This is a genomic window from Citrobacter sp. Cpo040 (assembly GCF_030332915.1).
GTDB lineage: Bacteria > Pseudomonadota > Gammaproteobacteria > Enterobacterales > Enterobacteriaceae > Citrobacter > Citrobacter portucalensis.
Map to the genome: position 1 here is coordinate 315,154 of NZ_JAOWGX010000037.1, position 21,564 is coordinate 336,717.

The window sequence follows — 21,564 nt, forward strand, 5'->3', positions numbered from 1 at the left end:
GGTTTTGTAGGCCGGATAAGGCGAAGCCGCCATCAGGTAATAGGTAATCTCCCAGGAGCAATTATGAAACAAGAGGTTATTCTGGTTCTCGACTGTGGCGCGACCAACGTACGGGCCATTGCCGTTGACCGACAGGGGAAGATTGTCGCCCGCGCAGCGACCCCGAACGCCAGTGACATCGCCGCAGAAAACAGTGCCTGGCACCAATGGTCGCTGGAGGCCATTCTGCAACGCTTTGCCGACTGCTGTCAGCGGCTTTCCTCACAATTGGCCGCCTGCCAAATTCGCGGGATCGCCGTCACCACCTTCGGCGTGGACGGCGCGCTGGTGGATAAGAACGGCAAACAACTGTACCCGGTGATCAGCTGGAAATGCCCACGTACCGCAGCGGTAATGGAGAATATCCATCGCTACATGTCACCGCAGCAGCTGCAGGAAATCTCCGGCGTTGGGGCGTTTAGCTTCAATACGCTGTACAAACTGGTGTGGCTGAAAGAGAACCACCCGCAATTACTGGAACAGGCGCACGCCTGGCTGTTTATCTCGTCGCTTATCAACCAACGTTTAACCGGCGAGTTCACAACTGACATCACCATGGCAGGAACCAGCCAGATGCTGGATATCCAGCAACGTGATTTCAGCCAGGACATTTTGCAGGCAACAGGCATACCGCGTCGCCTGTTCCCGCGTCTGGTTGAAGCAGGCGAACAAATTGGGGTACTGCAACGCGAGGCCGCCAGCCAGCTCGGACTTCCAGAGGGTATTCCAGTCATCTCTGCCGGACACGACACACAGTTTGCGCTATTTGGCGCAGGAGCCCAACAGGATGAACCGGTACTCTCTTCCGGCACATGGGAAATTCTGATGGTACGCAGTGCGCAGGTAAATACCTCCCTGCTCAGTCATTATGCGGGCTCCACCTGTGAGCTGGATAGTCAGGCTGGGCTTAACAATCCCGGTATGCAGTGGCTGGCCTCCGGCGTGCTTGAATGGGTTCGAAAGCTGTTATGGACCGCGGACACGCCCTGGCAAACGTTGATTGATGAAGCTCGGGATATTCCCGCTGGTGCCGAAGGGGTGAAGATGCACTGCGACCTGCTGGCCTGTCAGAATGCGGGCTGGCAAGGGGTTACCCTCAATACTACCCGTGGACACTTTTATCGCGCCGCGCTGGAAGGACTGACAGAACAGCTGCAGCGGAATCTGCAAACGCTGGAAAAAATCGGCCATTTCCAGGCCACTGAACTGCTATTAGTTGGCGGGGGCAGCCGCAACATCTTGTGGAACCAAATCAAAGCGAACGTTCTCGGGATCCCTGTCAAAGTGCTGGATGATGCCGAAACCACCGTGGCAGGCGCCGCAATGTTTGCCTGGTCAGGCATCGGGGAATTTACCTCCCCGGAGCAGGCGCGCGAACAGGTGCGCTATCAGTACCGTTACTTCTATCCGCAAACCGAATCCGAACTCACAGGAGTCGAGTAACATGCTTAAAACGATATCTCCCTTAATTTCCCCCGACTTACTGAAAGTGCTGGCCGAAATGGGACACGGCGATGAGATTATCTTTTCCGATGCCCACTTCCCGGCCAACAGCATGGGGCCACAGGTCATCCGCGCTGACGGTCTGCTGGTCAGCGATCTGCTGCGGGCGCTTATTCCGCTATTTGAACTGGACAGCTACGCCCCACCGCTGGTGATGATGGCTGCGGTTGAAGGCGACACTCTCGACCCTGACGTTGAGGCTCGCTATCGTCAGGCACTTTCATTACAGACCCCCTGCCCGGACATCACGCGTATTGACCGCTTTGCCTTTTACGAACGAGCACAAAAGGCGTTTGCGATCGTTATCACAGGAGAGCGGGCAAAGTACGGGAATATTCTTTTAAAAAAAGGGGTAACGCCGTAATCTCTGGTCAGAATGCCCGTCAGGTACGGGCATTCATCATTAGATGAGGATCAGAACATGAAAGCGGCGCGCCAGCAGGCAATCGTAGATCTGCTTACTAACCACAAAAGCCTGACAACCGAAGCCCTGGCTTTGCAGCTTAACGTCAGCAAAGAGACCATTCGCCGCGATCTCAGCGAGTTACAGACCCAGGGAAAAGTGTTACGCAATCACGGTCGGGCCAAAGTTATTCACCGGGAAAATCAGGACAGCGGTGACCCATTTCATATTCGACTCAAAAGCCACTATGCGCACAAAGCGGATATCGCCCGTGAAGCGTTGGCATGGATCGAAGAAGGTATGGTGATTGCCTTAGACGCCAGCTCTACCTGCTGGTATCTGGCGCGACAGTTACCGGACATCAACATTCACGTTTTTACCAACAGCCAGCCCATCTGCCAGGAATTGGCTAAACGTGAACACATTCAGCTTATCAGCTCCGGCGGTCGCCTTGAGCGCAAATACGGTTGCTACGTTAATCCCTCGCTTATCTCGCAGCTAAAACCACTCGAGATTGACCTGTTTATTTTTTCCTGCGAAGGGATCGACAGCGACGGTGCGCTCTGGGACTCAAATGCAACCAACGCAGACTTCAAATCCATTCTGCTTAAGCGTGCATCGCAGTCTTTATTACTGATCGATAAAAGTAAATTTAATCGTTCGGGAGAGGCCAGAATTGGGCATCTGGATGATGTGACGCATATTGTTTCAGATACACAGCTGATTGAAGCAATCCAGGCCGAATAGGGCGATTGCGCCGCCATCCGACCAGGATTGTAGCCTTATCGCTCGTCGCGACGACCGCCGACAGCAGCCCACAGACGACGTACGTGAACGGTTACTTCTTCACGGTCATGGTACAGCTGACGCGCCTGAATCTGGGCATTTACGCCATGTTCATCAAGCTGGGCCTGAATGTAAGCCAGGTTCTGTGATACCTCTTCGTAGCGTTTTTTCATCGGCAGCTTGAGGTTGAAGATCGTCTCACGACACCAGCCGTTGACCAGCCATTGTGCCATCAGCGCGGCAACCTTCGCCGGCTTCTCCACCATGTCACAGACCATCCACGAAATGTTATTGCGATTCGGACGGTACTTAAATCCGTCTTCACGTAGCCAGGTGACCTGCCCGGTATCCATCAGGCTTTGCGCCATCGGGCCGTTATCCACGGAATAAACCCACATGTTGCGTTTAACCAGCTGATAGGTCCATCCGCCCGGGCAGGCGCCTAAATCCACCGCATACATTCCGTTCGCCAGACGCTCATCCCATTCATCGGCAGGGATAAACACGTGCAGCGCTTCTTCCAGCTTGAGCGTTGAACGGCTCGGCGCATCGGCTGGAAACTTCAGACGCGGAATCCCCATGTAAAACGGTGAGTTATTGTCAGGCCAGGAATAGCCGGTATAACAACAACCAGGGGCGATAAAGAAGACGTGAACCACCGGACGTTTTGGCGTTTCATACTTTGCCAGTACGCCCGCTTCGCGCAGCGCTGCACGCAACGGTACGGTAAATTTACGGCAAAATTTAACCAGCTCTTTGCTTTCATTGGTGTCGGCAACTTCTACTCGCAGATCGCCACCCTTTTCCACCACGCCCTGCAACATGCCAACGATCGGCGTAATGCGATCTTCCGGCGGTAAGTATTGCAGCAGCTCGCCCACCACAAACATTTGACGCGCAAAAATCAGCGAACTAAACGGCAGCTCTTTCACTAACTTTTCAGCATCGTCCTGCTGATAGCATTCGAAGATGACGTAACCCGCATTGTCTTTCACGCGGGCAAAACCGAAGATTTCCCGGCGTCCTGCTTTATCCGTAATTTCTGCGGCGCACTCTTTTTCAAAACCTGGGCGACACAACAATACAACCTTATTCATGGCTAACGCCCTTACGTTTCAATCGAATAGCGCCCACTAACATCAGCGCCCAGCCTACGAGGAAGCTGAAGCCGCCGACAGGGGTAACAAACGCCCACAGGCGTAAATGAGAGAGCGCGAGACAATACAGGCTGCCGCTAAACAGCACTGTACCTAATGCCAGAAACACGCTACTCCAGTAAAACCAAATACTAATGCGCCGTTGCATGGCGACGGCCAGGCCAAAGATAGCCAGCGTATGAAACGCCTGATACTCAAGGCCGGTCTGAATCCACCCCATTTCAACAACACCGAGGGTTTTGCTCAGAACATGTGCCCCAAAGGCGCCCAACGCCACAAAAATAAAGCCACTTACGGCGGCAAAAATCAGCATAAAACGGCTGGTCATTTGAATACCCTACGTAAATTATTGTTCATAACGAAAGCGGAATTTTTCTTGTTCCGTGGCCGCTTTCGCCAGAATCCACTGACGGAAGGCGGCTATTTTACCCAGTTCTGCCTGACTGTCATGACAAACCAGATAAAATGCGTTTTTGCTGACCAGAACATCGTTAAACGGACAGACCAGACGTCCGGCTTCAATTTCGGACTGCGCCATGACGTTGTTAGCCAGCGCGATCCCCTGTCCATGGATTGCAGCCTGTAGCACCATGGCGCTATGGCTGAAGATAGGTCCCTGCTGTACGTTGATATGATTCAGGCCAAGCTGGCGCGTATAGGCTTGCCAGTCTCGTCGCGACGCATCATGCAATAACGTGTGTTTTGCCAGGTCGTCCGGTGTCTTTAGCGGTTTATCACCGGTAAGCAACAGCGGAGAGCAGACCGGCAATAAATATTCTGCGTACAATTTTTCAACGCGCAGACCCGGCCAGTTGCCGCGTCCGTAGAAAATCGCCACATCAACATCATCAGCCAGTTTGTCTTCCTGACGGTCCACCGCCTGGATCCTGACATCGATTCCCGGATAAGCTGAGTTAAAGCTAGAGAGTCTGGGCACCAGCCATTGGATCGCAAAACTGGGCAATAAACTAACGGTAAGCGCACCTTTTGCACTGCGTGCCTGAAGTTTACGCGTCGCGTCGGTTAATTGCGAAAAAATCTCTTTAATGTCGAGAAAGTAGCTTTGACCTTCTTCCGTTAACAGCAAAGATCGATTGCGTCGACGAAACAGTTTTAGCCCCAAAAAATCCTCAAGTGACTTGATTTGGTGACTTACTGCGGCCTGCGTCACAAAAAGCTCTTCTGCTGCGCGAGTAAAGCTTAAATGACGCGCTGCAGCATCAAAAACACGTAACGCATTTAAGGGTGGTAATCGTTTTGACATGACTTTTAGGCTTTGATGTTAAATGAATTTAACAATTAGCTAACAGGCTGTAACCTATTAGTTTTTTTTATCTGAGCCATTATAAATTGTCCGTTGAGGTTCTACCAGCAAATACCTATAGTGGCGGCACTTCCTGAAGCCGGAACGAAAAGTTTTATCGGAATGCGTGTTCTGGTGGGCTTTTGGCTTACGGTTGTGATGTTGTGTTGTTGTGTTTGCAATTGGTCTGCGATTCAGACCATGGTAGCAAAGCTACCCTTTTTCACTTCCTGTACATTTACCCTGTCTGTCCATAGTGATTAATGTAGCACCGCCAAATTGCGGTGCTTTTTTTTGTCCGACTCTTTGTCGATGGACGACCGGTTAGTTATCCAGTTCTACCATCTCTTTCACATCAGTACGGTTAATCTGCTGTTTGTTGCCGTTAGCGTCTTTATACGAAATCATCCCCGTCTCATTATCGGTCTGTGGTTTACCATCAGCTACGATTGAGCGGCCATCATTGGTGTGCATCACGTAATTCGAACCAGAACAGGCGCTCAGGGCAAAAGTCAGCATACAGGCAGAAATAATGGCGGCAGTCTTTTTCATCTTCTTCTCCTTAAAGCGATTTATGCTAGATAAAATGAATTCCATAACAGGCAAAAGTATTCGCCTAACACTATTTAGCATAAGACACTGAACGGGCTTTGCCAGGATATCCAGAGTATTCCGATGGTTAGCACAACCCTTGTATCAATGCCCTTTTTGCGCCACGATCGGTTTACTGAACTGAGGAATACCATGAACGCTTTTAACCCCGCGCACTTTCGCGCACAATTTCCCGCACTCAACGATGCTGGCGTTTATCTCGACAGCGCTGCTACGGCGCTGAAGCCGCAGGCGGTCATTGAGGCTACCCATCAGTTTTATAGCCTGAGTGCCGGGAACGTCCATCGCAGCCAGTTTGCTGAAGCCCAGCGCCTGACCGCACGCTATGAAGCCGCGCGGGAAAAAGTCGCACACCTGATTAATGCGTCGGATGACAAAACCATCGTCTGGACCCGCGGCACAACGGAAGCGATCAACATGGTTGCCCAAAGCTATGCGCGTCCACGCCTTCAACCGGGTGATGAGATTATCGTTAGCGCAGCGGAACATCACGCCAACCTCGTTCCCTGGCTGATGGTCGCGGAACAAACGGGGGCTAAGGTCGTCAAACTCCCACTCAACCTCCATTTATTGCCAGACGTTGAGCGCCTCACGCAGCTCATTACCCCGCGCAGCCGCATTCTGGCGCTCGGGCAAATGTCGAACGTCACCGGTGGCTGCCCGGATCTGGCCCGCGCCATTACGCTCGCCCATGCGGCTGGCATGGTGGTGATGGTTGATGGTGCCCAGGGGATTGTGCATTACCCTGCCGATGTACAGCAGTTGGATATTGATTTCTATGCGTTTTCAGGCCACAAGCTATATGGCCCCACCGGTATTGGCGTGCTGTACGGTAAGCCGGAACTGTTGGAAGCCATGTCTCCCTGGCTTGGGGGCGGTAAGATGATTAGCGAAGTCAGTTTTGACGGTTTCACCACTCAGCCCGCACCATGGAAGCTGGAAGCCGGTACGCCTAACGTTGCAGGCGTTATCGGGCTAAGCGCGGCGCTCGAATGGCTGGCGGACGTCGACGTTGCGCAGGCCGAAAACTGGAGCCGGGGTCTGGCGACGCTGGCAGAAGATGCCCTGGCGAAACGCCCTGGCTTTCGTTCCTTCCGCTGCCAGGACTCCAGTCTGTTAGCCTTTGATTTCGCGGGTGTTCATCACAGCGATATGGTCACTCTGCTGGCCGAATATGGCATTGCGCTGCGCGCGGGGCAACACTGCGCACAGCCGTTGCTGGCGGAGCTGGGCGTATCCGGAACACTACGCGCCTCATTTGCCCCTTATAATACCCAAAGCGATGTGGATGCGTTGGTCGCAGCCGTCGACCGCGCGCTGGAAATATTGGTGGATTAATGACAAGCCCTCTGTTCGCCGGACACCCGTTTGGCACAACCGTAACCGAAGAGACGTTACGCAATACCTTTATCCCGCTTACTCAGTGGGAAGATAAATATCGCCAGCTGATTCTGCTGGGTAAGCAGTTGCCGGCGCTCCCGGATGCGCTAAAGGCGCAGGTCAAAGAAATTGCGGGCTGCGAAAACCGCGTCTGGCTGGGGCATACTCTTCATGAGAATGGCACTCTGCATTTCTTCGGCGACAGCGAAGGTCGAATAGTACGTGGGCTGTTGGCGGTATTACTCACCGCGGTCGAAGGTAAAACGGCAGCCGAGTTACTGGCGCGTTCGCCGATGGCGTTATTTGACGAACTGGGTTTACGCGCGCAGCTCAGCGCCTCGCGTAGCCAGGGACTACATGCTCTGAACGAAGCGATTCTCGAGGCGGCCCAGAAAGCCGGATGACGACGCAGATACGTCTTATCCGGCCTACAACACTGCACGAACCGTAGGTCGGATAAGCGTAGCGACATCCGACACAATCAGGCCTGACGCGCGGCCTTCGCCATCATCTTCTTCAGCGCATGGGAGACAGCAACAAAGCCAAAGGTGGCTGTCACCATGGTGGCCGCGCCAAACCCGGACGCGCAATCCATACGCTTCGGCCCTTCCGCCGTCGCTTTCATCGCACATACCGAGCCATCCGCCTGCGGGTAAACCAGCGCTTCGGTCGAGAACACACAGTCCACGCCCAGCTTGCCTTTGCTGTTTTTCACCACGCCAAAATCGCTTTTCAGCCGCTCACGTAGCTTGGCCGCCAGCGGATCCTGGATGGTTTTTGCCAAATCAACGACCTGAATCTGCGTAGGATCGATCTGTCCGCCAGCACCACCGGTGGTCACCAGCGGAATTTTATTACGTCGACAGTACGCGATCAGTGCCGCTTTTGGGCGCACGCTATCAATCGCATCGATGACGTACGAAAATCCCGCATTCATATATTCAGCAACGTTATCTGGCGTAACAAAATCATCGACCACGTTCACCCGGCACTCCGGGTTAATCTGTCGGATACGCTCCGCCATCACTTCAGCTTTTGCCAGACCGACGTTATCACGCAGCGCATGGATCTGGCGGTTTGTATTGGTGACGCACACATCATCCATATCGATGAGTGTGATAGCGCCAATACCGGTTCGCGCCAGCGCTTCCGCCGCCCATGACCCTACTCCGCCAATCCCAACCACGCAAACGTGCGATTGGGCAAACAGCTGCAACGCATTTTCGCCATACAGACGTGCCGTACCGCCAAAACGTTGGCGCCAGGCATCGCTAATAACCACAGACATAGAACCTCAAATTCATTAATACCGAGCAGTCTGACTGCCTGATGTCGGCTACGCCTTATCAGGCCTACTCAATAATGTAGGCTTGATAAGCGAAGCGCCATCCGGCAATTAACCGCTGAACACGTTACCCGCACCCGGCGCTGTTTTTAGTACCCATACGCGACCGTAGTGATTATACCACCCGGCACGGTGTCCGGCGTCAGCGCCAATACCCTGATAGATATCGAAGTGTTGCCCTTTAATAGCCCCACCCACATCTAACGCCACCATCAGGCGCAGTTCGTACTGGCCAGTAAACTTGCCGTTATTGTCCAGTAACGGGACTTCCGCCAGTAACGTTGTGCCCGCAGGAATGATACTACGGTCAGAAGCTACGGACGCGCGGCCGATCAGCGGCACCGCGCTGGCCCCTTTCACCGGAGCAAAAGATTGCGGTTTAAAGAAGACAAACGATGGGTTCTGCTCCAGCAGCTCACGCACTTCGGCTTCGCTGTGCGTTTCACCCCAGTGGCGAATAGCCTGCATCGACATATCTTCTTTTTTCACTTCGCCACGGTCGATAAGCACTTTACCGATACTGCGATAGGCGTGGCCGTTTTTCCCGGCATAGCTAAAGAAGTTGAGCGGGCTGCCATCGCCAAAATCGATGTAACCACTGCCCTGAACATCCATAATGAAGTTATCCATCAGGGAGTTGCTGTATGCCAGAATATAATTGTCGCTTAGCGCGCCCGCGTAGATCTCGGCACGAGAGGGTAAGCGCCCACGTTTTGGTGGCATGCGATAGATAGGATACTGAAACTCGCCCTGGCGCGTATGGCGCGCCTGGATAACCGGTGTGTAGTAACCGGTAAACTGGACGTTACCGTAGTTGTCCGCCCCTTCCATTTGCCAGGCATCAATACCAAACTGGCGCATACTGCGCGTATCACCGCCCGCACGTAACCATTGCTGGATAGCGTTGTAGACGTCGCTCTGGTTGCCGTACAAACGTGGCGAAGCGCTGCGAATTTGATTAACCTGCTCGGCGAAATCACCGGCATTGATTGGCGCGCCAACCGCATCAGGCTGGTTCACCAGTGAGAAAGGCTGGGTAAATTTCCCGTCTTTATACTGCTGCCCACGATCGGTGGGTTTTGAGGAACACGCGGCGAGCATCGCGACTACAGCTCCCGCCAGAAGATATTTTGCCCAACGTCCTTTCATTGTTCTCGTCTTATGTTGCCTGAATGCGAGACGAAGATAACAAACCCCCGAACCTAATGAAATGCGTATACATACCCGAACGCAAATTTTGAGCAAAAAATAATCCAGAATGCGTTGTTTTTGTTCATTTTCACCCTAAAAACGTGATCAAGGTGAAAAAAGGGTTGCATGAAAATGCGAGCAGAGTATAGTGCGCATCCACGGACGCGGGGTGGAGCAGCCTGGTAGCTCGTCGGGCTCATAACCCGAAGGTCGTCAGTTCAAATCTGGCCCCCGCAACCAATTAAAATTTGATGTAAGATTTTTGCAAAGTAGTTCGAGTCACAGCAAGGCGGCGACGCAGTGAATCCTTACGAGCTTACTCCAGTAAGTGACTGAGGTGAACGAGGAAAGCCAGCGCTGATGTGGTTTGAAATACGAAGCAAAAAGACGGACGCGGGGTGGAGCAGCCTGGTAGCTCGTCGGGCTCATAACCCGAAGGTCGTCGGTTCAAATCCGGCCCCCGCAACCAATCAAATTTGATAAAATATAAGCAGTACGGTGACGCGGGGTGGAGCAGCCTGGTAGCTCGTCGGGCTCATAACCCGAAGGTCGTCGGTTCAAATCCGGCCCCCGCAACCAACACATTAAACACCTTAACGGGTGTTTTTTTGTTTCTGCCGCCCATAAAAAAAGCGCTTTTCAGCGCTTTTTTGTTATCCCCTTCTCGCCAGCGTCGCCCCATCGGCAAAGTAGGCTTTAATCCCTGCCAGAATCGACTCTGCAACTTCCTGCTGGAAGGTCGCCGTTTTGAGTTTGCGCTCTTCCTCAACGTTACTGATAAATGCCGTTTCGACCAGAATAGACGGGATATCCGGCGCTTTTAGTACCGCAAACCCGGCCTGTTCAACCTGGTTCTTGTGCAGATTGTTGATTTTGCCAAGCTTACTCAATACCGCTTTACCAAACTTCAGGCTGTCGGCGATGGTCAGCGACTGCACCATGTCGAACATGGTGTGGTCGACGTAGCGGTCACCGCTCTTACTGACACCACCAATGAGATCCGAGGCGTTCTGGGTCTGCGCCAGATATTTCGCGGCGGTACTTGTCGCACCTTTGGTCGAGAGCGCAAACACCGACGAACCGCTGGGTTGTCGACTGGTAAAGGCATCGGCGTGAATAGAGACAAACAGGTCAGCACGCTGCTTCTGCGCTTTCGCCACGCGGACTTTAAGCGGAATGAAGATATCTTCATTTCGTGTCATAAAGACCTTCATGTTGCCCTCTTTCTCTATGAGGGCTCGCAGGCGGCGGGCAATCTGCAGCACCACATCCTTTTCACGCGTCTTGTATTTCCCCACCGCACCGGAGTCTTCTCCGCCGTGGCCTGGATCCAGCATAATGACAATGGGACGATCGCGCCCCGCTTTACCCGGCTGCGGGCCACTTTGTGCAGGTGGCACCTGTTTATCCAGATCGCCCTTGTTGTAATCTTCCAGCAATGCCAGCAGCGGATCCTGAACGTCCTGGGCATTCGCGGGATAGAGATCCATTACCAGACGTTCTTTAAAGCCTGCCACCGGAGCCAGCGCAAAAAGTTGCGGCTTCACATTCTGTTTCAGCTCGAACACCATCCGCACGGTCTTAGGATCAAACTGGCCAACGCGCGCCGACTTAATATACGGATCGTCAGGACGAATCTGCGTCCCAATGCCCTTGAGCACCGAGTTCAAATTAACGTCTTCAATATCCACAACCACACGCTCAGGATTACTCAGGGCAAACTGTTTGTATTTCAGCAGACGGTTAGATTCTACCGTGACGCGAGTGTAGCTGGACGCAGGCCAGATACGTACGGCAACGACCTGACTCACGGCCGCCAGACCCACCTGGCTGACGCTCAAAAGCCACATAGCACCCGCACCTTTCAATAAACGGCGGCGACTGATTGCTGAATTGGATCCCGACATGCTTCTCCCGAGCAAAGAAATCTTTTTTAGAGGTAATACGTAAAACGTCCGAATTGACCGGAAACTTTAGCGAATGACGCATAATCTGTCATCTATAAAAGGGTAAACATTCTTTTTATATTCACGGCATTACTGAGAAAAATCTTCGGCATGGGTAAAAATTACGCTTGCGCACAGCGCAAAAACAGAATAAAAATACACAAATTACGAATAATCATGCAATGAGGGTGTGCCGTGGTGAAGGAGCGTAGAACCGAACTGGTACAGGGATTCCGCCATTCTGTTCCCTATATCAATACCCATCGGGGAAAAACGTTTGTCATTATGCTGGGCGGCGAAGCCATCGAGCATGAAAACTTTTCCAGTATCGTCAATGACATTGGTCTTCTTCATAGCCTCGGCATCCGCCTGGTCGTGGTCTATGGCGCACGACCGCAGATTGATGCCAATCTTGCGGCGCATCATCATGAGCCGGTGTACCACAAAAATACGCGCGTTACCGACGCTAAAACGCTGGAACTGGTCAAACAGGCTGCGGGTTTACTTCAGCTTGATATTACCGCCCGTCTGTCGATGAGCCTGAATAATACGCCATTGCAGGGTGCTCACATCAATGTGGTCAGCGGTAATTTTATTATCTCTCAGCCGCTGGGTGTTGATGACGGCGTAGATTACTGCCATAGCGGGCGTATTCGTCGTATTGATGAAGAGGCCATTCACCGCCAGTTAGACAGCGGCGCAATTGTGCTGATGGGCCCGGTTGCCGTTTCCGTCACCGGTGAGAGCTTTAACCTGACGTCAGAAGAGGTCGCCACGCAGTTGGCTATCAAACTGAAGGCCGAGAAAATGATCGGCTTTTGCTCCTCTCAGGGTGTCACCAACGATGACGGCGATATTATTTCCGAATTGTTCCCTAACGAAGCCCAGGCGCGCGTCGAGTCACAGGAAGAGAAAGGTGACTACAGCTCAGGCACGGTGCGCTTCCTGCGCGGTGCGGTGAAGGCCTGTCGCAGTGGCGTACGCCGCTGCCATCTGATCAGCTATCAGGAAGATGGCGCATTGCTGCAGGAACTGTTCTCCCGCGACGGGATCGGTACGCAGATCGTAATGGAAAGCGCCGAGCAGATCCGTCGCGCTACCATTAACGATATCGGCGGGATTCTGGAGCTTATCCGCCCGCTGGAACAACAAGGCATTCTGGTCCGCCGCTCCCGCGAACAACTGGAAATGGAGATCGACAAATTCACCATTATTCAGCGCGATAACCTGACTATCGCCTGCGCCGCTCTGTATCCTTTCCCGGAAGAGAGAATTGGCGAAATGGCGTGCGTAGCAGTGCATCCGGACTACCGTAGCTCGTCGCGCGGGGAAGTGTTGCTGGAACGGATCGCCGCGCAGGCCCGGCAAATGGGGTTGAGCAAGCTGTTTGTGTTAACCACACGCAGCATCCACTGGTTCCAGGAGCGCGGCTTCACGCCGGTGGATATCGACCTGCTGCCGGAAAGCAAGAAAGAGATGTACAACTATCAGCGGCGGTCAAAAGTACTGATGGCGGATTTGGCATAGGAGTGGTTGCCGGATGCGGCATAACTGCCTTATCCGGCCTACATCGCTGGCACATCTTTTATAGGCCGGATGGTGCTGACGCTTATCCGGCCTACATCTACATCATGCCGTCATTAAATAATGCTGACAGCCCGCTGCGGCGTTCAGTGCGGGTGGCAATGGCGCGGCTCAATATCCGCTCATCGGCATACAGCGACAGGCGGCGACGCGCGCGGGTAACGGCAGTATAGACCAGCTCGCGGGTAACCACGGGTGAATGCTGGCTGGGTAAAATCAACGCCGCGTGGTCAAACTCAGATCCCTGCGATTTGTGCACCGTCATCGCCCAGGTGGTTTCATGTTCAGGCAAGCGGCTGGGCTGCACCGATTTGATAGAACCATCCGGCAGCGCAAACCACACCCTCAGGCCCTGTCCACGGTCGAGGGCAATGCCGATATCACCGTTAAATAATCCCAGCGAACTGTCATTGCGCGCGATCATCACCGGCCTTCCCTCATACCAGCGGCTATGGGTCAAACGATGAATTTTACGTTTCTGCGCCATCACCTGCTCAATGCGTTCATTCAAACCACTAACGCCAAACGGACCTTCCCGCAGGGCGCATAGCAGTTGATACTCATTGAAGGCCTGAATGACAGCCCCCGGCTCGGCCCCCCCGTGCAGCAAATCCAGGTAGTGCCCATATCCCGCCAGCGCCTCATCCAGCATCGCGGCATAATCCTCGCTGCTGTGTAGCGTGCTTTTTTCGATGTCGCTAAATCCCTGCTGGAACACCGTTTTTATCGCAGTTTTGTCGCCGCGATTAATTGCCGCAGCCAACTGACCGATTCCGGAATCGCTGCCGAAACGGTAGCTCTTTTGCAGCAGGCACAGACTGTCGCGCAACGCTGCTGCCTGAATTCCCGAACCGGCAGGAATAGCGCTCCCGGTCAGGCGACTGAGCTGGCGGGCGCGTTCCGGGGTAAACCCGTCACCAACGAAAGCACAGATATCCCCCAGCACGGCCCCCGCTTCGACGGAAGCGAGCTGGTCGCGATCGCCCAGAAAAATCACCCGTCCGTGTGGCGGCAGCGCATCGATAAGGCGCGACATCATCGGCAAATCAATCATCGAGGCTTCATCCACCACCAGCACATCCAAATGCAGCGGGTTTCCCGCATGATGACGCAGGCGCTGACTGCCAGGCTGAGCGCCTAATAATCGATGCAGCGTACTGGCATCATCGGGGATGCGTTTCTTTTGCTCATCGGTTAGCGGTAGCTCTCGTAACGCCGCGCCTAGTGAGGCGGTCAGGCGCGCAGCCGCTTTTCCCGTTGGCGCCGCCAGTCGAATACGACAGCGCTCACCGTCTGCCATTTGAATCAACGCCGCCAGCAGCCTTGCGACCGTTGTCGTTTTTCCCGTCCCCGGTCCGCCTGAGATCACCGATATCCGGCGGGTGAGCGCAACAGCAGCGGCTACTTTTTGCCAGTTAACCCCCTCCGATGGCGGAAACAGCGCCGCCAGCGTGTGGGTCAACCGTTGTTCATCCACTTCAATGGCGTGGTTCACTTCACTGAAAAAGCGAGCTACCGTACGTTCGTTGTGCCACATCCGGTTCAGATACAAGCGATCGCCGTACAGCACCAGCGGCGTGGGTTGCTCGCCACGGCTTACCGCACTGGAAGCCAGCAGACATTCCGCCCAGTCTTCTGGCTCACCCGTTTCAGCTAGCCAGGCGCTTAACAGAGGATGCGCGTCCTCGCTCAGAGATAACCGTGAAAGCGGTAAGCAGACGTGCCCTTCTCCCGCTTCACGACTGAGCAACGCCGCAGCCAGCGCAACGGCAGGGTTGTCACTTCCGGCAACCGCCAGCGCGAACTGAGCATCCAGAGGCCGGAGCTGTTTTTGCTCAACAGCCTCCAGAAATCGTTTCTGGATTGTCATAACATCGTCTCCTGCACCGCACCGGCAAACATCTCGTCCATCAACGCAATCAACTCTCCGTCAGGTCGGGTCGCGTAAATTCCCTGCTGCGGATTTTCACTGTCAACGCCGCGCAGGAAGAGATAGATAACGCCTCCAAAATGGCGTTCATAATCGTAATCAGCAATGCGATGGCGTAAGTAGCGATGCAGCGCGAGGGTATAAAGTTGGTATTGAAGGTCGTAGCGATGCGCCTGCATGGCAGAGGCCATTGCCTGCTGCGTATAGGCGGAGCTGTCTTCGCCCAACCAGTTCGATTTGTAATCGAGCAGGTAATAACGCCCCTGGTGGCGGAATACCAGGTCAATAAAGCCTTTCAGCATGCCGCGAACCTGCATAAAGTCCAACGCAGGGCACCCCGCCGATAGCGGATCGTATTGGCGAATTAACGCATCAAGCTGGTTGGCCATCAACGGCTGCGAAATCGGCAGATAAAACTCCATCTCCACCTGTTTTTCTCGCGCGGAAAGTTGGCTCAAACTCACGCCCGTCTCGTTGAGAGGCGCCTGCAAAATAGCGTCCAGCCATTCGGTCAAAACCGGCGTCCAGTGTGCGTCATAACCGCCCAACGCCAGTTGCTCCTCGACCCAATGCGGATCCACCGGTTGCGTAAAATCGAGATCTTCAAACAGGCCATGCAAGAACGTACCCGGCGAAGCGCCGCGCGGGAACTGATGCGGTGTAAGTCCTGACTCTTCAATAACCTCACCGACGCCTGCGGCATCGATATCCAGTCGCGGGATCAGATCCTGTGCGATACCCTGTCCACGCTGTTGCAGACCGGAATAACTGGTCACGCGCCAGCTATCGCCGGGCTTACGCTGCAGTATTTTCGCACTCAGTTCGCTGCTAACAGCCTGCGCAACCTGCCAAGGTTCACCGTCAGGCTGCGCGGGAGTCTGGCAAGCAATATCGTTGCTACAAAGCGCTTCAATCGCGCTACGCAGACCCACGGCATCCATCGGCTCACCTTTTTGCAACAGGCGACCAAGGGCGCTCTGATGCACATCGGTATCCCCTTTTTTATCGCTCCGACGTCGTACCAACGGCGCAACGCCAAGGCTGCAGTGCCATACCGAACGGGTTAGCGCGACATACAGCAAACGCAGGTCTTCCGCCAGACGTTCTGCTTCGGCTAGCTCAACGCTCTCCTCAGCATCGCTGAGATCCAGCACGGCTTCAAAAGAGCTACGATCGTGGTAGAAAGCCTGATCCTGAACGCGGAAATTGGTGATAAACGGCAGCCAGACCAGCGGATACTCCAGCCCTTTCGATTTATGGATGGTGACGATTTTGACCAGATGCTTGTCGCTTTCCAGCCTGAGCTGTTGGCTGGACGCGTTGCTGTCGGGTTCAAGAATATGCTGGGACAACCAGCGCACCAGCGCATGCTCGCTTTCCAGCTGCGAGCCCGCTTCCTGCAACAGTTCGCTGATATGTAAAATGTCGGTCAGTCGACGTTCGCCTCCCGCCGTCGCCAGCAGGTTCTCTGCAATCTGGCGAGCCGTCATCAGCGCACGTAGCATCGGCATCACGCCGCGTTTATGCCAGATCTGACGATAGCCGTCGAATTCTTCAACCACCGCATCCCAGGCATTCTCGTCGGTATTTAACGCTTCAATATCCTGCGCATTCAACCCCATCATTGAGGTCGCCAGCGCGCTACGCAACGTGTTCTCACGTTCCGGCGTCATCACCGCCTGCAGCACCCATAGCAACTCCTGCGCTTCCAGCGTTTCAAATACGCTGTCACGGTTGGAGAGGTAGACAGAGGGAATGGCCAGTTGCGTCAGCGCATCACGGACCAGCGCCGCCTCCTGGCGGCTTCTCACTAGTACGCTGATATCTGACGCGCGTACCGGGCTGGATGCTTTGCCACTGACCAGTTGCGCTGCGCCAGAATGCCCGGCCTTAAGCCAGTCGCGAATTTGTGTGGCGCACACCTGGGCCATGTAGCTCTGATAATCGCCTACGCCGCAACTTTCTCCTTCCATCAGCCACATACTCATAGCTGGCTGCGTTTCGCCGTGCAAAACAAACCGTAACGCCTGGTTTTTTTCTGCGGATTTTACCGGGCTGAAAGGGATTTCGCGGAACATAAAGGCGTCGTCCATCTGGCTGAAAAGCGTATTCACGCTATTGACCATGCCGGGGGCCGAACGCCAGTTGGTATCGAGCGTATAGTGTGCGCTGACTTCGCTGCGCGCCTTCATATAGGTGAAGATATCCGCGCCGCGAAACGCGTAAATTGCCTGTTTCGGATCACCAATTAGCAGCAGTGCGGTATCCGGCTGATGCTGCCAGATCCGACGAAAAATACGGTACTGCTGTGGATCGGTATCCTGGAATTCATCGATCATGGCGACCGGAAAACGAGTACGAATAGCCGTCGCCAGCGCATCGCCGCTTTCACTGCGCAACGCCACATCCAGACGGCTGAGCATATCGTCAAAACCCAGCTCGCCACGGCGACGTTTTTCCTCGGCAACTGCCGAGCGGATCTCCGCCAGCGCCCGGGTGATCACCAGATCGCGGAGAGTTAACGGTTCGCTAAGCAGTTCATCAATAGCGACAAACAGCGGGTGCTGAGGGGTTATCCCGCCCGCTTTGGTGCGCTCTTCCAGAAAACGCTGTGAGAATTTCTCCAACGCGTCAGGAAGCTGGTAACTTTGTGTTTCTTCCTGCGCCCACGCGCTGATCTTTTCGATCCACTTGCCCTGATTACCGCGATTAAATTTACGCCGGTCAATTCCGGAGGCTTCCATCAGGCCATCCAGCTCATCAACAGAATCACACCATTGCTGCTTGATCTGATTAATGCGTGCGAGAATTTGTTCATGCCGGGAGGCCAGCGTTTCGTCATCAGACGGTGGCGCCTTGATAACCGGCGCTTCCCCCTGCAGATAGCGATCGATATCTCTCAGCAGCGCTTGCGGTCCTTTCCACGTTTCAAAAACCACCTGCGCAATGTCGCGGGGCAGCGGGTAGCAGTGCCGACGCCAGAAGTCCGCGCAGGCCTGATAGCGCAGCAGCGATTCATCTTCTATCAGTTGCTGTTCGAACAGCATGCCTGACTCAAAGGCATTGAGACTGAGCATACGCTGACAAAAGCCGTGGATGGTAAACACCGCCGCTTCATCCATCTGTCTTTCAGCCAATAGCAGCCACTGCGCGGCCTGTTTTTTATCGGCAATTTCATCTAACAAACGGGCATATAGCGGGTTGTCGGTGGTTTCACGCAGGCAGGCAATTCGCAGTTCATGAATATTGCTACGAATTCGACCGCGCAACTCTTCGGTAGCCGCCTCGGTGAAGGTGACCACCAGCAGTTCTTCGACGGTCAGAGGACGAGGAAAGGCGGCAGAGCCGCCCAGTCCAAGCAGTAAACGTAAATATAGGGCGGCGATGGTAAAGGTTTTACCGGTGCCCGCAGAGGCTTCAATCAGGCGCTCGCCCGTCAGAGGCAAGCGCAGTGGATCAAGGGACTCAGCGGCATCATTCATTCTTATCACTCATCAGGGGTAAGGTTTGCTGCAACGCGCTGACGGTCTGCCACACTTTCCAGCCTTCCGGGTGCACATATTCTGCTTTCCCATTCTGACTGCCGGAAACCTGTGACAATATCGCCATGCCTTGCGGCTCAACCACCGCCTGATGGAAGAAGTCGGCAAGTTTTTGCGGCGTCAGCAGTTTAATCTGAGCCACTATTTTATCACGTGAATCGAAGCGCATATTGCCGCGATCAAAATCTTTGCTTAACTGTGAGGCTTCTGCCCCCAGCGTTTGCGGCGCCTGCAGCATTTGCGCAATAATCGCCTGCTGAATTTGCGCGAACTCTTCAGGTTTCATCGCCCGTAGCTTCGCTTCCGCCGTCGGGAAGAACGCTTTATAACGCTCCCAGAGGTAAGACGGCTGCTTATCACTGCTTTGCAGCAGGAACCCCATTCCCCACTGACGGCCAACACTCATCGGGAAAGCAAATACGGCGTAGCCTAGCTGTTCTTCAGTACGCAGCTGATTGTAGAACCACGGCTGAACAATCTGACCTAACATAGCGCTGTAGGCTGAACTGGCGTATTCATCGTATCCGGTTGGTACAAATACCGCGGCCAGCGCTGAATCCGTGCTGCTGCCTGCTTTTTCAAAGATGACGGACTGCTTCTTGTCCACAACCACATCTTTGTTGCGACACCACTGTGACCCGTTCGCACCAAGCTGTTTTTGGATATCCCGCGCCATGCTCGTTGTCTGAGCTTCGCTCATATTGCCAATGACCAGGAATTCAGGTCGCGCACCGGTTTTTAAAGCGTCGCGGTAGGTCATCACCTCTTTCAGGGTGATGGAAGGCAGCAGCTTACGGCGCTCGTCGCGGGAGAAGTACGGCACCTGAGAAAGCATCTGCACCGGCATAATAGCCTGATCGTAAGCTTTACCCTTTTCTGCGGAATCCATCATCTGGGCATACCAGGATTTCGCCTGTTCCAGCTGTTCGTCCGTTGAGGTATAGCTGAAATAGCCGCTCAGCAGCGCCTGAAAAAGCTGCGGCAAACGTTGGGTGTAGCCGTTGGCGTTAAGCATCAACCCATTGTTAGCGTTGGTAGAGAAACCAATTCCACCTACCGATGCCTGGTTACTTAACTGATCGAGCGCAATCCCTGCCAGGTAATCGTTCAGGGCGAATAAGACCTGGTTGCGGGCGCTGTCCATGGCTTTCGGGTTACGCAGGATCACGCTGACGTCAGCCTTCGGCTCGCTGGCAAAATACTGGCTCGGGGCATACACCACGCGTAAATCCGGCTCATCAACAATCAGCTCTGGGTGAGCGTATTTTTTATCCGTCTTAATCAGCGTGAAATCATCCGGAATGTAGGGGTTCAACTCCGGTAACGACAGCGCAATGCCCTGCGCTTTTTGCTGCCAGTCGGCAAAGGTTTTGTCGCTGATTTTATCCACCTGGTAAGGCGCATCGACAAAATAAGCGGTTTTATTATGTGGCTCTTTCGCGCTGATATACCAGATACGCGCATTCTGCGGCGTCATCATTGCCAGACGTTGCTCAACGGCTTTCGCATCGTACTGGTCAGCAATATTCACCGCATCCAGCGTATGCTCGACGGGAACGCGGATCATGGTATCAGCCAGCCATTCCACGTAGTCCATATCACGGGTGATGGAGGGATAACGGAAATCGAGATCCAGCACGTGCGCCAGCTCGTCAAAATAGCGTTTATCGACACCTTTCTCGCGTAACAAATTGAGGTAGCTAAAGATTGCCGCGACAACTTCATCGCGGTTCGCCAGCCCCTTGTCGGTTAACGTCGCGGAAATGGCTAATACGCCGCTGTTCCCGTTGACCACCGGATCGGAGTCTGCGCGAATACCTTCAACCAGGCCCTGCTTTTGCAGCCAGTCAGACAACGTGCCCGGGCTACGATTGCCAATCAGGTAGGTCACCAGTTCATCGGTTTTACTGCGGAACTGCGCGCTGTTGTTATCGATACGAAACTCGACGCGCAGCACTTTACGCGGCATTGCCGGAACATAGTGGATGATGATGCCCTTTTGCGCATCAGTGACGACCGGGACGGTAATCTCAGGCTTTGCGATATTCCTGTTCGGTACGCGCCCAAAGGTGTCAGCCGCTATCCGCGCCAGCTCTGGCAGCGGTTTATTGCTATAAATCACCGCCTTCATCAGGTTCGCAGAGTAGTACTTTTCATGAAATTTTTGTAATGCTTGCAGCACCGGGTTGCCCGGTTTATCGCTTAATGTCTCAAGATTCCCGCCAGAGAAACGCGAACCAGGGTGCGCCGGGTTGATCGTCTCAGCGCTCACCTGCGCCATACGCATCCCGTCTCGGGTACGCGCCAGCGTCAGCTCGGAGTTAACCGCGTTACGCTCGCGGTCGGCATATTTTTTATCCAGCAATGGATCGGCAATAGCATCCGCCAGGCGATCCACCGCCCCCACCAGCGCGTCGTTTTCAACTTCAAGATAGAAGGCCGTACGATAAGGCGCAGTGCTGGCATTGTGGCTACCGCCGTGCATTTTCAGGAATTCAGCCAGGCTGTCTGGCTGTGGGTATTTTTTCGAGCCCATCAGACACATGTGTTCGAGATAGTGCGCCAGCCCCTGATGATCGTCCGGATCTTCCAGCGAGCCCACGGGGACTACCAGTGCAGAAAGGGATTTCACGGCCTGAGGATCGGATACCAGCAGCACAACCATGCCGTTATCAAGGCGCACGGCCTGATACTGACGGGTGTCTTTATCGCTTTTACGGATGGTTTCAGCTAAAGGCTGCCAACCGGTATCTGCCTGACTTACGGGAACCCAAAGGGCGACGAACAACAGTAATGCGCTGAACCAGGTGCTGCGGGGCATTCACAAACCTCATCATTAACGA

Annotated in this window: 16 protein-coding genes and 3 tRNA genes; 9 read left to right on the forward strand and 10 right to left on the reverse strand. The window is 54.0% G+C overall.

Annotation, left to right across the window (positions count from 1 at the left end; all coding sequences use genetic code 11):
* Positions 1–63: 63 nt before the first annotated feature.
* Genes fucK through fucR form a run of 3 tightly spaced genes read left to right on the forward strand, consistent with a single transcriptional unit; the run spans position 64 to position 2,692 of the window.
* On the forward strand, positions 64–1,482 hold the full coding sequence (gene fucK / locus OGX86_RS19990) for an L-fuculokinase (RefSeq protein WP_008785697.1): 1,419 nt from the start codon (positions 64–66) through the stop codon (positions 1,480–1,482).
* Position 1,483: 1 nt separating this feature from the next.
* A complete protein-coding gene (gene fucU, locus OGX86_RS19995; protein ID WP_048225364.1) occupies positions 1,484–1,906 on the forward strand; it encodes an L-fucose mutarotase in 423 nt (140 codons plus the stop codon).
* Between the two features lie 57 nt (positions 1,907–1,963).
* Entirely contained in the window at positions 1,964–2,692 is a 729-nt protein-coding gene (gene fucR / locus OGX86_RS20000; protein WP_003825642.1) for an L-fucose operon activator, read from the forward strand.
* A gap of 35 nt (positions 2,693–2,727) precedes the next feature.
* On the opposite strand, the gene rlmM is transcribed toward fucR, so the two are convergent.
* The 4 genes from rlmM to OGX86_RS20020 all read right to left on the reverse strand — a co-directional run bounded on the left by rlmM (position 2,728) and on the right by OGX86_RS20020 (position 5,743).
* Positions 2,728–3,828, reverse strand: coding sequence for a 23S rRNA (cytidine(2498)-2'-O)-methyltransferase RlmM (rlmM, locus tag OGX86_RS20005; RefSeq protein WP_003034040.1), 1,101 nt, complete (start codon positions 3,826–3,828; stop codon positions 2,728–2,730).
* A complete protein-coding gene (locus OGX86_RS20010; protein ID WP_003034037.1) occupies positions 3,821–4,216 on the reverse strand; it encodes a DUF423 domain-containing protein in 396 nt (131 codons plus the stop codon). The genes rlmM and OGX86_RS20010 overlap by 8 nt, the downstream gene beginning before the upstream one ends.
* A gap of 18 nt (positions 4,217–4,234) precedes the next feature.
* Positions 4,235–5,152 (reverse strand): glycine cleavage system transcriptional regulator GcvA, encoded by a 918-nt coding sequence (gene gcvA / locus OGX86_RS20015; RefSeq protein ID WP_003034035.1) that lies wholly within the window; start codon positions 5,150–5,152, stop codon positions 4,235–4,237.
* Between the two features lie 363 nt (positions 5,153–5,515).
* Positions 5,516–5,743, reverse strand: a complete 228-nt coding sequence (locus tag OGX86_RS20020; protein ID WP_003840386.1) for a YgdI/YgdR family lipoprotein — start codon at positions 5,741–5,743, stop codon at positions 5,516–5,518.
* 192 nt (positions 5,744–5,935) lie between these two features.
* Between OGX86_RS20020 and csdA the strand changes: the two genes are divergently transcribed.
* Together csdA and csdE are read left to right on the forward strand one after the other, a co-directional pair.
* Positions 5,936–7,141, forward strand: coding sequence for a cysteine desulfurase CsdA (gene csdA / locus OGX86_RS20025; RefSeq protein WP_071692230.1), 1,206 nt, complete (start codon positions 5,936–5,938; stop codon positions 7,139–7,141).
* The gene (gene csdE / locus OGX86_RS20030) at positions 7,141–7,587 is read left to right on the forward strand and encodes a cysteine desulfurase sulfur acceptor subunit CsdE (protein WP_048225371.1); all 447 of its coding nucleotides are present in this window, start codon (positions 7,141–7,143) and stop codon (positions 7,585–7,587) included. Before csdA ends, csdE begins: the two co-directional genes overlap by 1 nt.
* 77 nt (positions 7,588–7,664) lie before the next feature.
* Here csdE and tcdA read toward each other — a convergent pair whose 3' ends face one another.
* The gene (gene tcdA, locus OGX86_RS20035) at positions 7,665–8,471 is read right to left on the reverse strand and encodes a tRNA cyclic N6-threonylcarbamoyladenosine(37) synthase TcdA (RefSeq protein WP_003825630.1); all 807 of its coding nucleotides are present in this window, start codon (positions 8,469–8,471) and stop codon (positions 7,665–7,667) included.
* Positions 8,472–8,579: 108 nt separating this feature from the next.
* On the reverse strand, positions 8,580–9,677 hold the full coding sequence (mltA, locus tag OGX86_RS20040) for a murein transglycosylase A (RefSeq protein WP_008785702.1): 1,098 nt from the start codon (positions 9,675–9,677) through the stop codon (positions 8,580–8,582).
* Positions 9,678–9,882: 205 nt separating this feature from the next.
* Between mltA and OGX86_RS20045 the strand changes: the two genes are divergently transcribed.
* The 3 genes from OGX86_RS20045 (at position 9,883) to OGX86_RS20055 (ending at position 10,298) form a co-directional block, all read left to right on the forward strand.
* A tRNA-Met gene (locus OGX86_RS20045) sits at positions 9,883–9,959 on the forward strand.
* A gap of 152 nt (positions 9,960–10,111) precedes the next feature.
* Positions 10,112–10,188: transfer RNA gene (locus OGX86_RS20050), tRNA-Met, on the forward strand.
* A 33-nt stretch (positions 10,189–10,221) separates the two neighbouring features.
* Positions 10,222–10,298, forward strand: a tRNA-Met gene (locus OGX86_RS20055).
* Positions 10,299–10,372: 74 nt separating this feature from the next.
* On the opposite strand, the gene amiC is transcribed toward OGX86_RS20055, so the two are convergent.
* Entirely contained in the window at positions 10,373–11,626 is a 1,254-nt protein-coding gene (gene amiC / locus OGX86_RS20060; protein ID WP_048215635.1) for an N-acetylmuramoyl-L-alanine amidase AmiC, read from the reverse strand.
* Positions 11,627–11,860: 234 nt separating this feature from the next.
* Between amiC and argA the strand changes: the two genes are divergently transcribed.
* Positions 11,861–13,192, forward strand: a complete 1,332-nt coding sequence (gene argA, locus OGX86_RS20065) for an amino-acid N-acetyltransferase (protein WP_103015204.1) — start codon at positions 11,861–11,863, stop codon at positions 13,190–13,192.
* Between the two features lie 97 nt (positions 13,193–13,289).
* On the opposite strand, the gene recD is transcribed toward argA, so the two are convergent.
* Genes recD through ptrA form a run of 3 tightly spaced genes read right to left on the reverse strand, consistent with a single transcriptional unit; the run spans position 13,290 to position 21,542 of the window.
* Positions 13,290–15,119 (reverse strand): exodeoxyribonuclease V subunit alpha, encoded by a 1,830-nt coding sequence (gene recD, locus OGX86_RS20070; RefSeq protein WP_168978760.1) that lies wholly within the window; start codon positions 15,117–15,119, stop codon positions 13,290–13,292.
* Positions 15,116–18,661 (reverse strand): exodeoxyribonuclease V subunit beta, encoded by a 3,546-nt coding sequence (gene recB, locus OGX86_RS20075; protein WP_286640524.1) that lies wholly within the window; start codon positions 18,659–18,661, stop codon positions 15,116–15,118. The genes recD and recB overlap by 4 nt, the downstream gene beginning before the upstream one ends.
* Positions 18,654–21,542: a pitrilysin gene (ptrA, locus tag OGX86_RS20080; RefSeq protein WP_032944851.1), complete on the reverse strand. Its 2,889-nt coding sequence runs from the start codon at positions 21,540–21,542 to the stop codon at positions 18,654–18,656. The genes recB and ptrA overlap by 8 nt, the downstream gene beginning before the upstream one ends.
* Positions 21,543–21,564: the final 22 nt, after the last annotated feature.

Coding starts and splice junctions, on each gene's coding strand:
- rlmM (WP_003034040.1), bottom strand. CDS start 3,828: ATGAATAAGGTTGTATTGTTGTGTCGCCCAGGTTTTGAAAAAGAGTGC.
- csdA (WP_071692230.1), top strand. CDS start 5,936: ATGAACGCTTTTAACCCCGCGCACTTTCGCGCACAATTTCCCGCACTC.
- fucK (WP_008785697.1), top strand. CDS start 64: ATGAAACAAGAGGTTATTCTGGTTCTCGACTGTGGCGCGACCAACGTA.
- csdE (WP_048225371.1), top strand. CDS start 7,141: ATGACAAGCCCTCTGTTCGCCGGACACCCGTTTGGCACAACCGTAACC.
- amiC (WP_048215635.1), bottom strand. CDS start 11,626: ATGTCGGGATCCAATTCAGCAATCAGTCGCCGCCGTTTATTGAAAGGT.
- OGX86_RS20010 (WP_003034037.1), bottom strand. CDS start 4,216: ATGACCAGCCGTTTTATGCTGATTTTTGCCGCCGTAAGTGGCTTTATT.
- recD (WP_168978760.1), bottom strand. CDS start 15,119: ATGACAATCCAGAAACGATTTCTGGAGGCTGTTGAGCAAAAACAGCTC.
- fucU (WP_048225364.1), top strand. CDS start 1,484: ATGCTTAAAACGATATCTCCCTTAATTTCCCCCGACTTACTGAAAGTG.
- gcvA (WP_003034035.1), bottom strand. CDS start 5,152: ATGTCAAAACGATTACCACCCTTAAATGCGTTACGTGTTTTTGATGCT.
- recB (WP_286640524.1), bottom strand. CDS start 18,661: ATGAATGATGCCGCTGAGTCCCTTGATCCACTGCGCTTGCCTCTGACG.
- fucR (WP_003825642.1), top strand. CDS start 1,964: ATGAAAGCGGCGCGCCAGCAGGCAATCGTAGATCTGCTTACTAACCAC.
- tcdA (WP_003825630.1), bottom strand. CDS start 8,471: ATGTCTGTGGTTATTAGCGATGCCTGGCGCCAACGTTTTGGCGGTACG.
- ptrA (WP_032944851.1), bottom strand. CDS start 21,542: ATGCCCCGCAGCACCTGGTTCAGCGCATTACTGTTGTTCGTCGCCCTT.
- OGX86_RS20020 (WP_003840386.1), bottom strand. CDS start 5,743: ATGAAAAAGACTGCCGCCATTATTTCTGCCTGTATGCTGACTTTTGCC.
- mltA (WP_008785702.1), bottom strand. CDS start 9,677: ATGAAAGGACGTTGGGCAAAATATCTTCTGGCGGGAGCTGTAGTCGCG.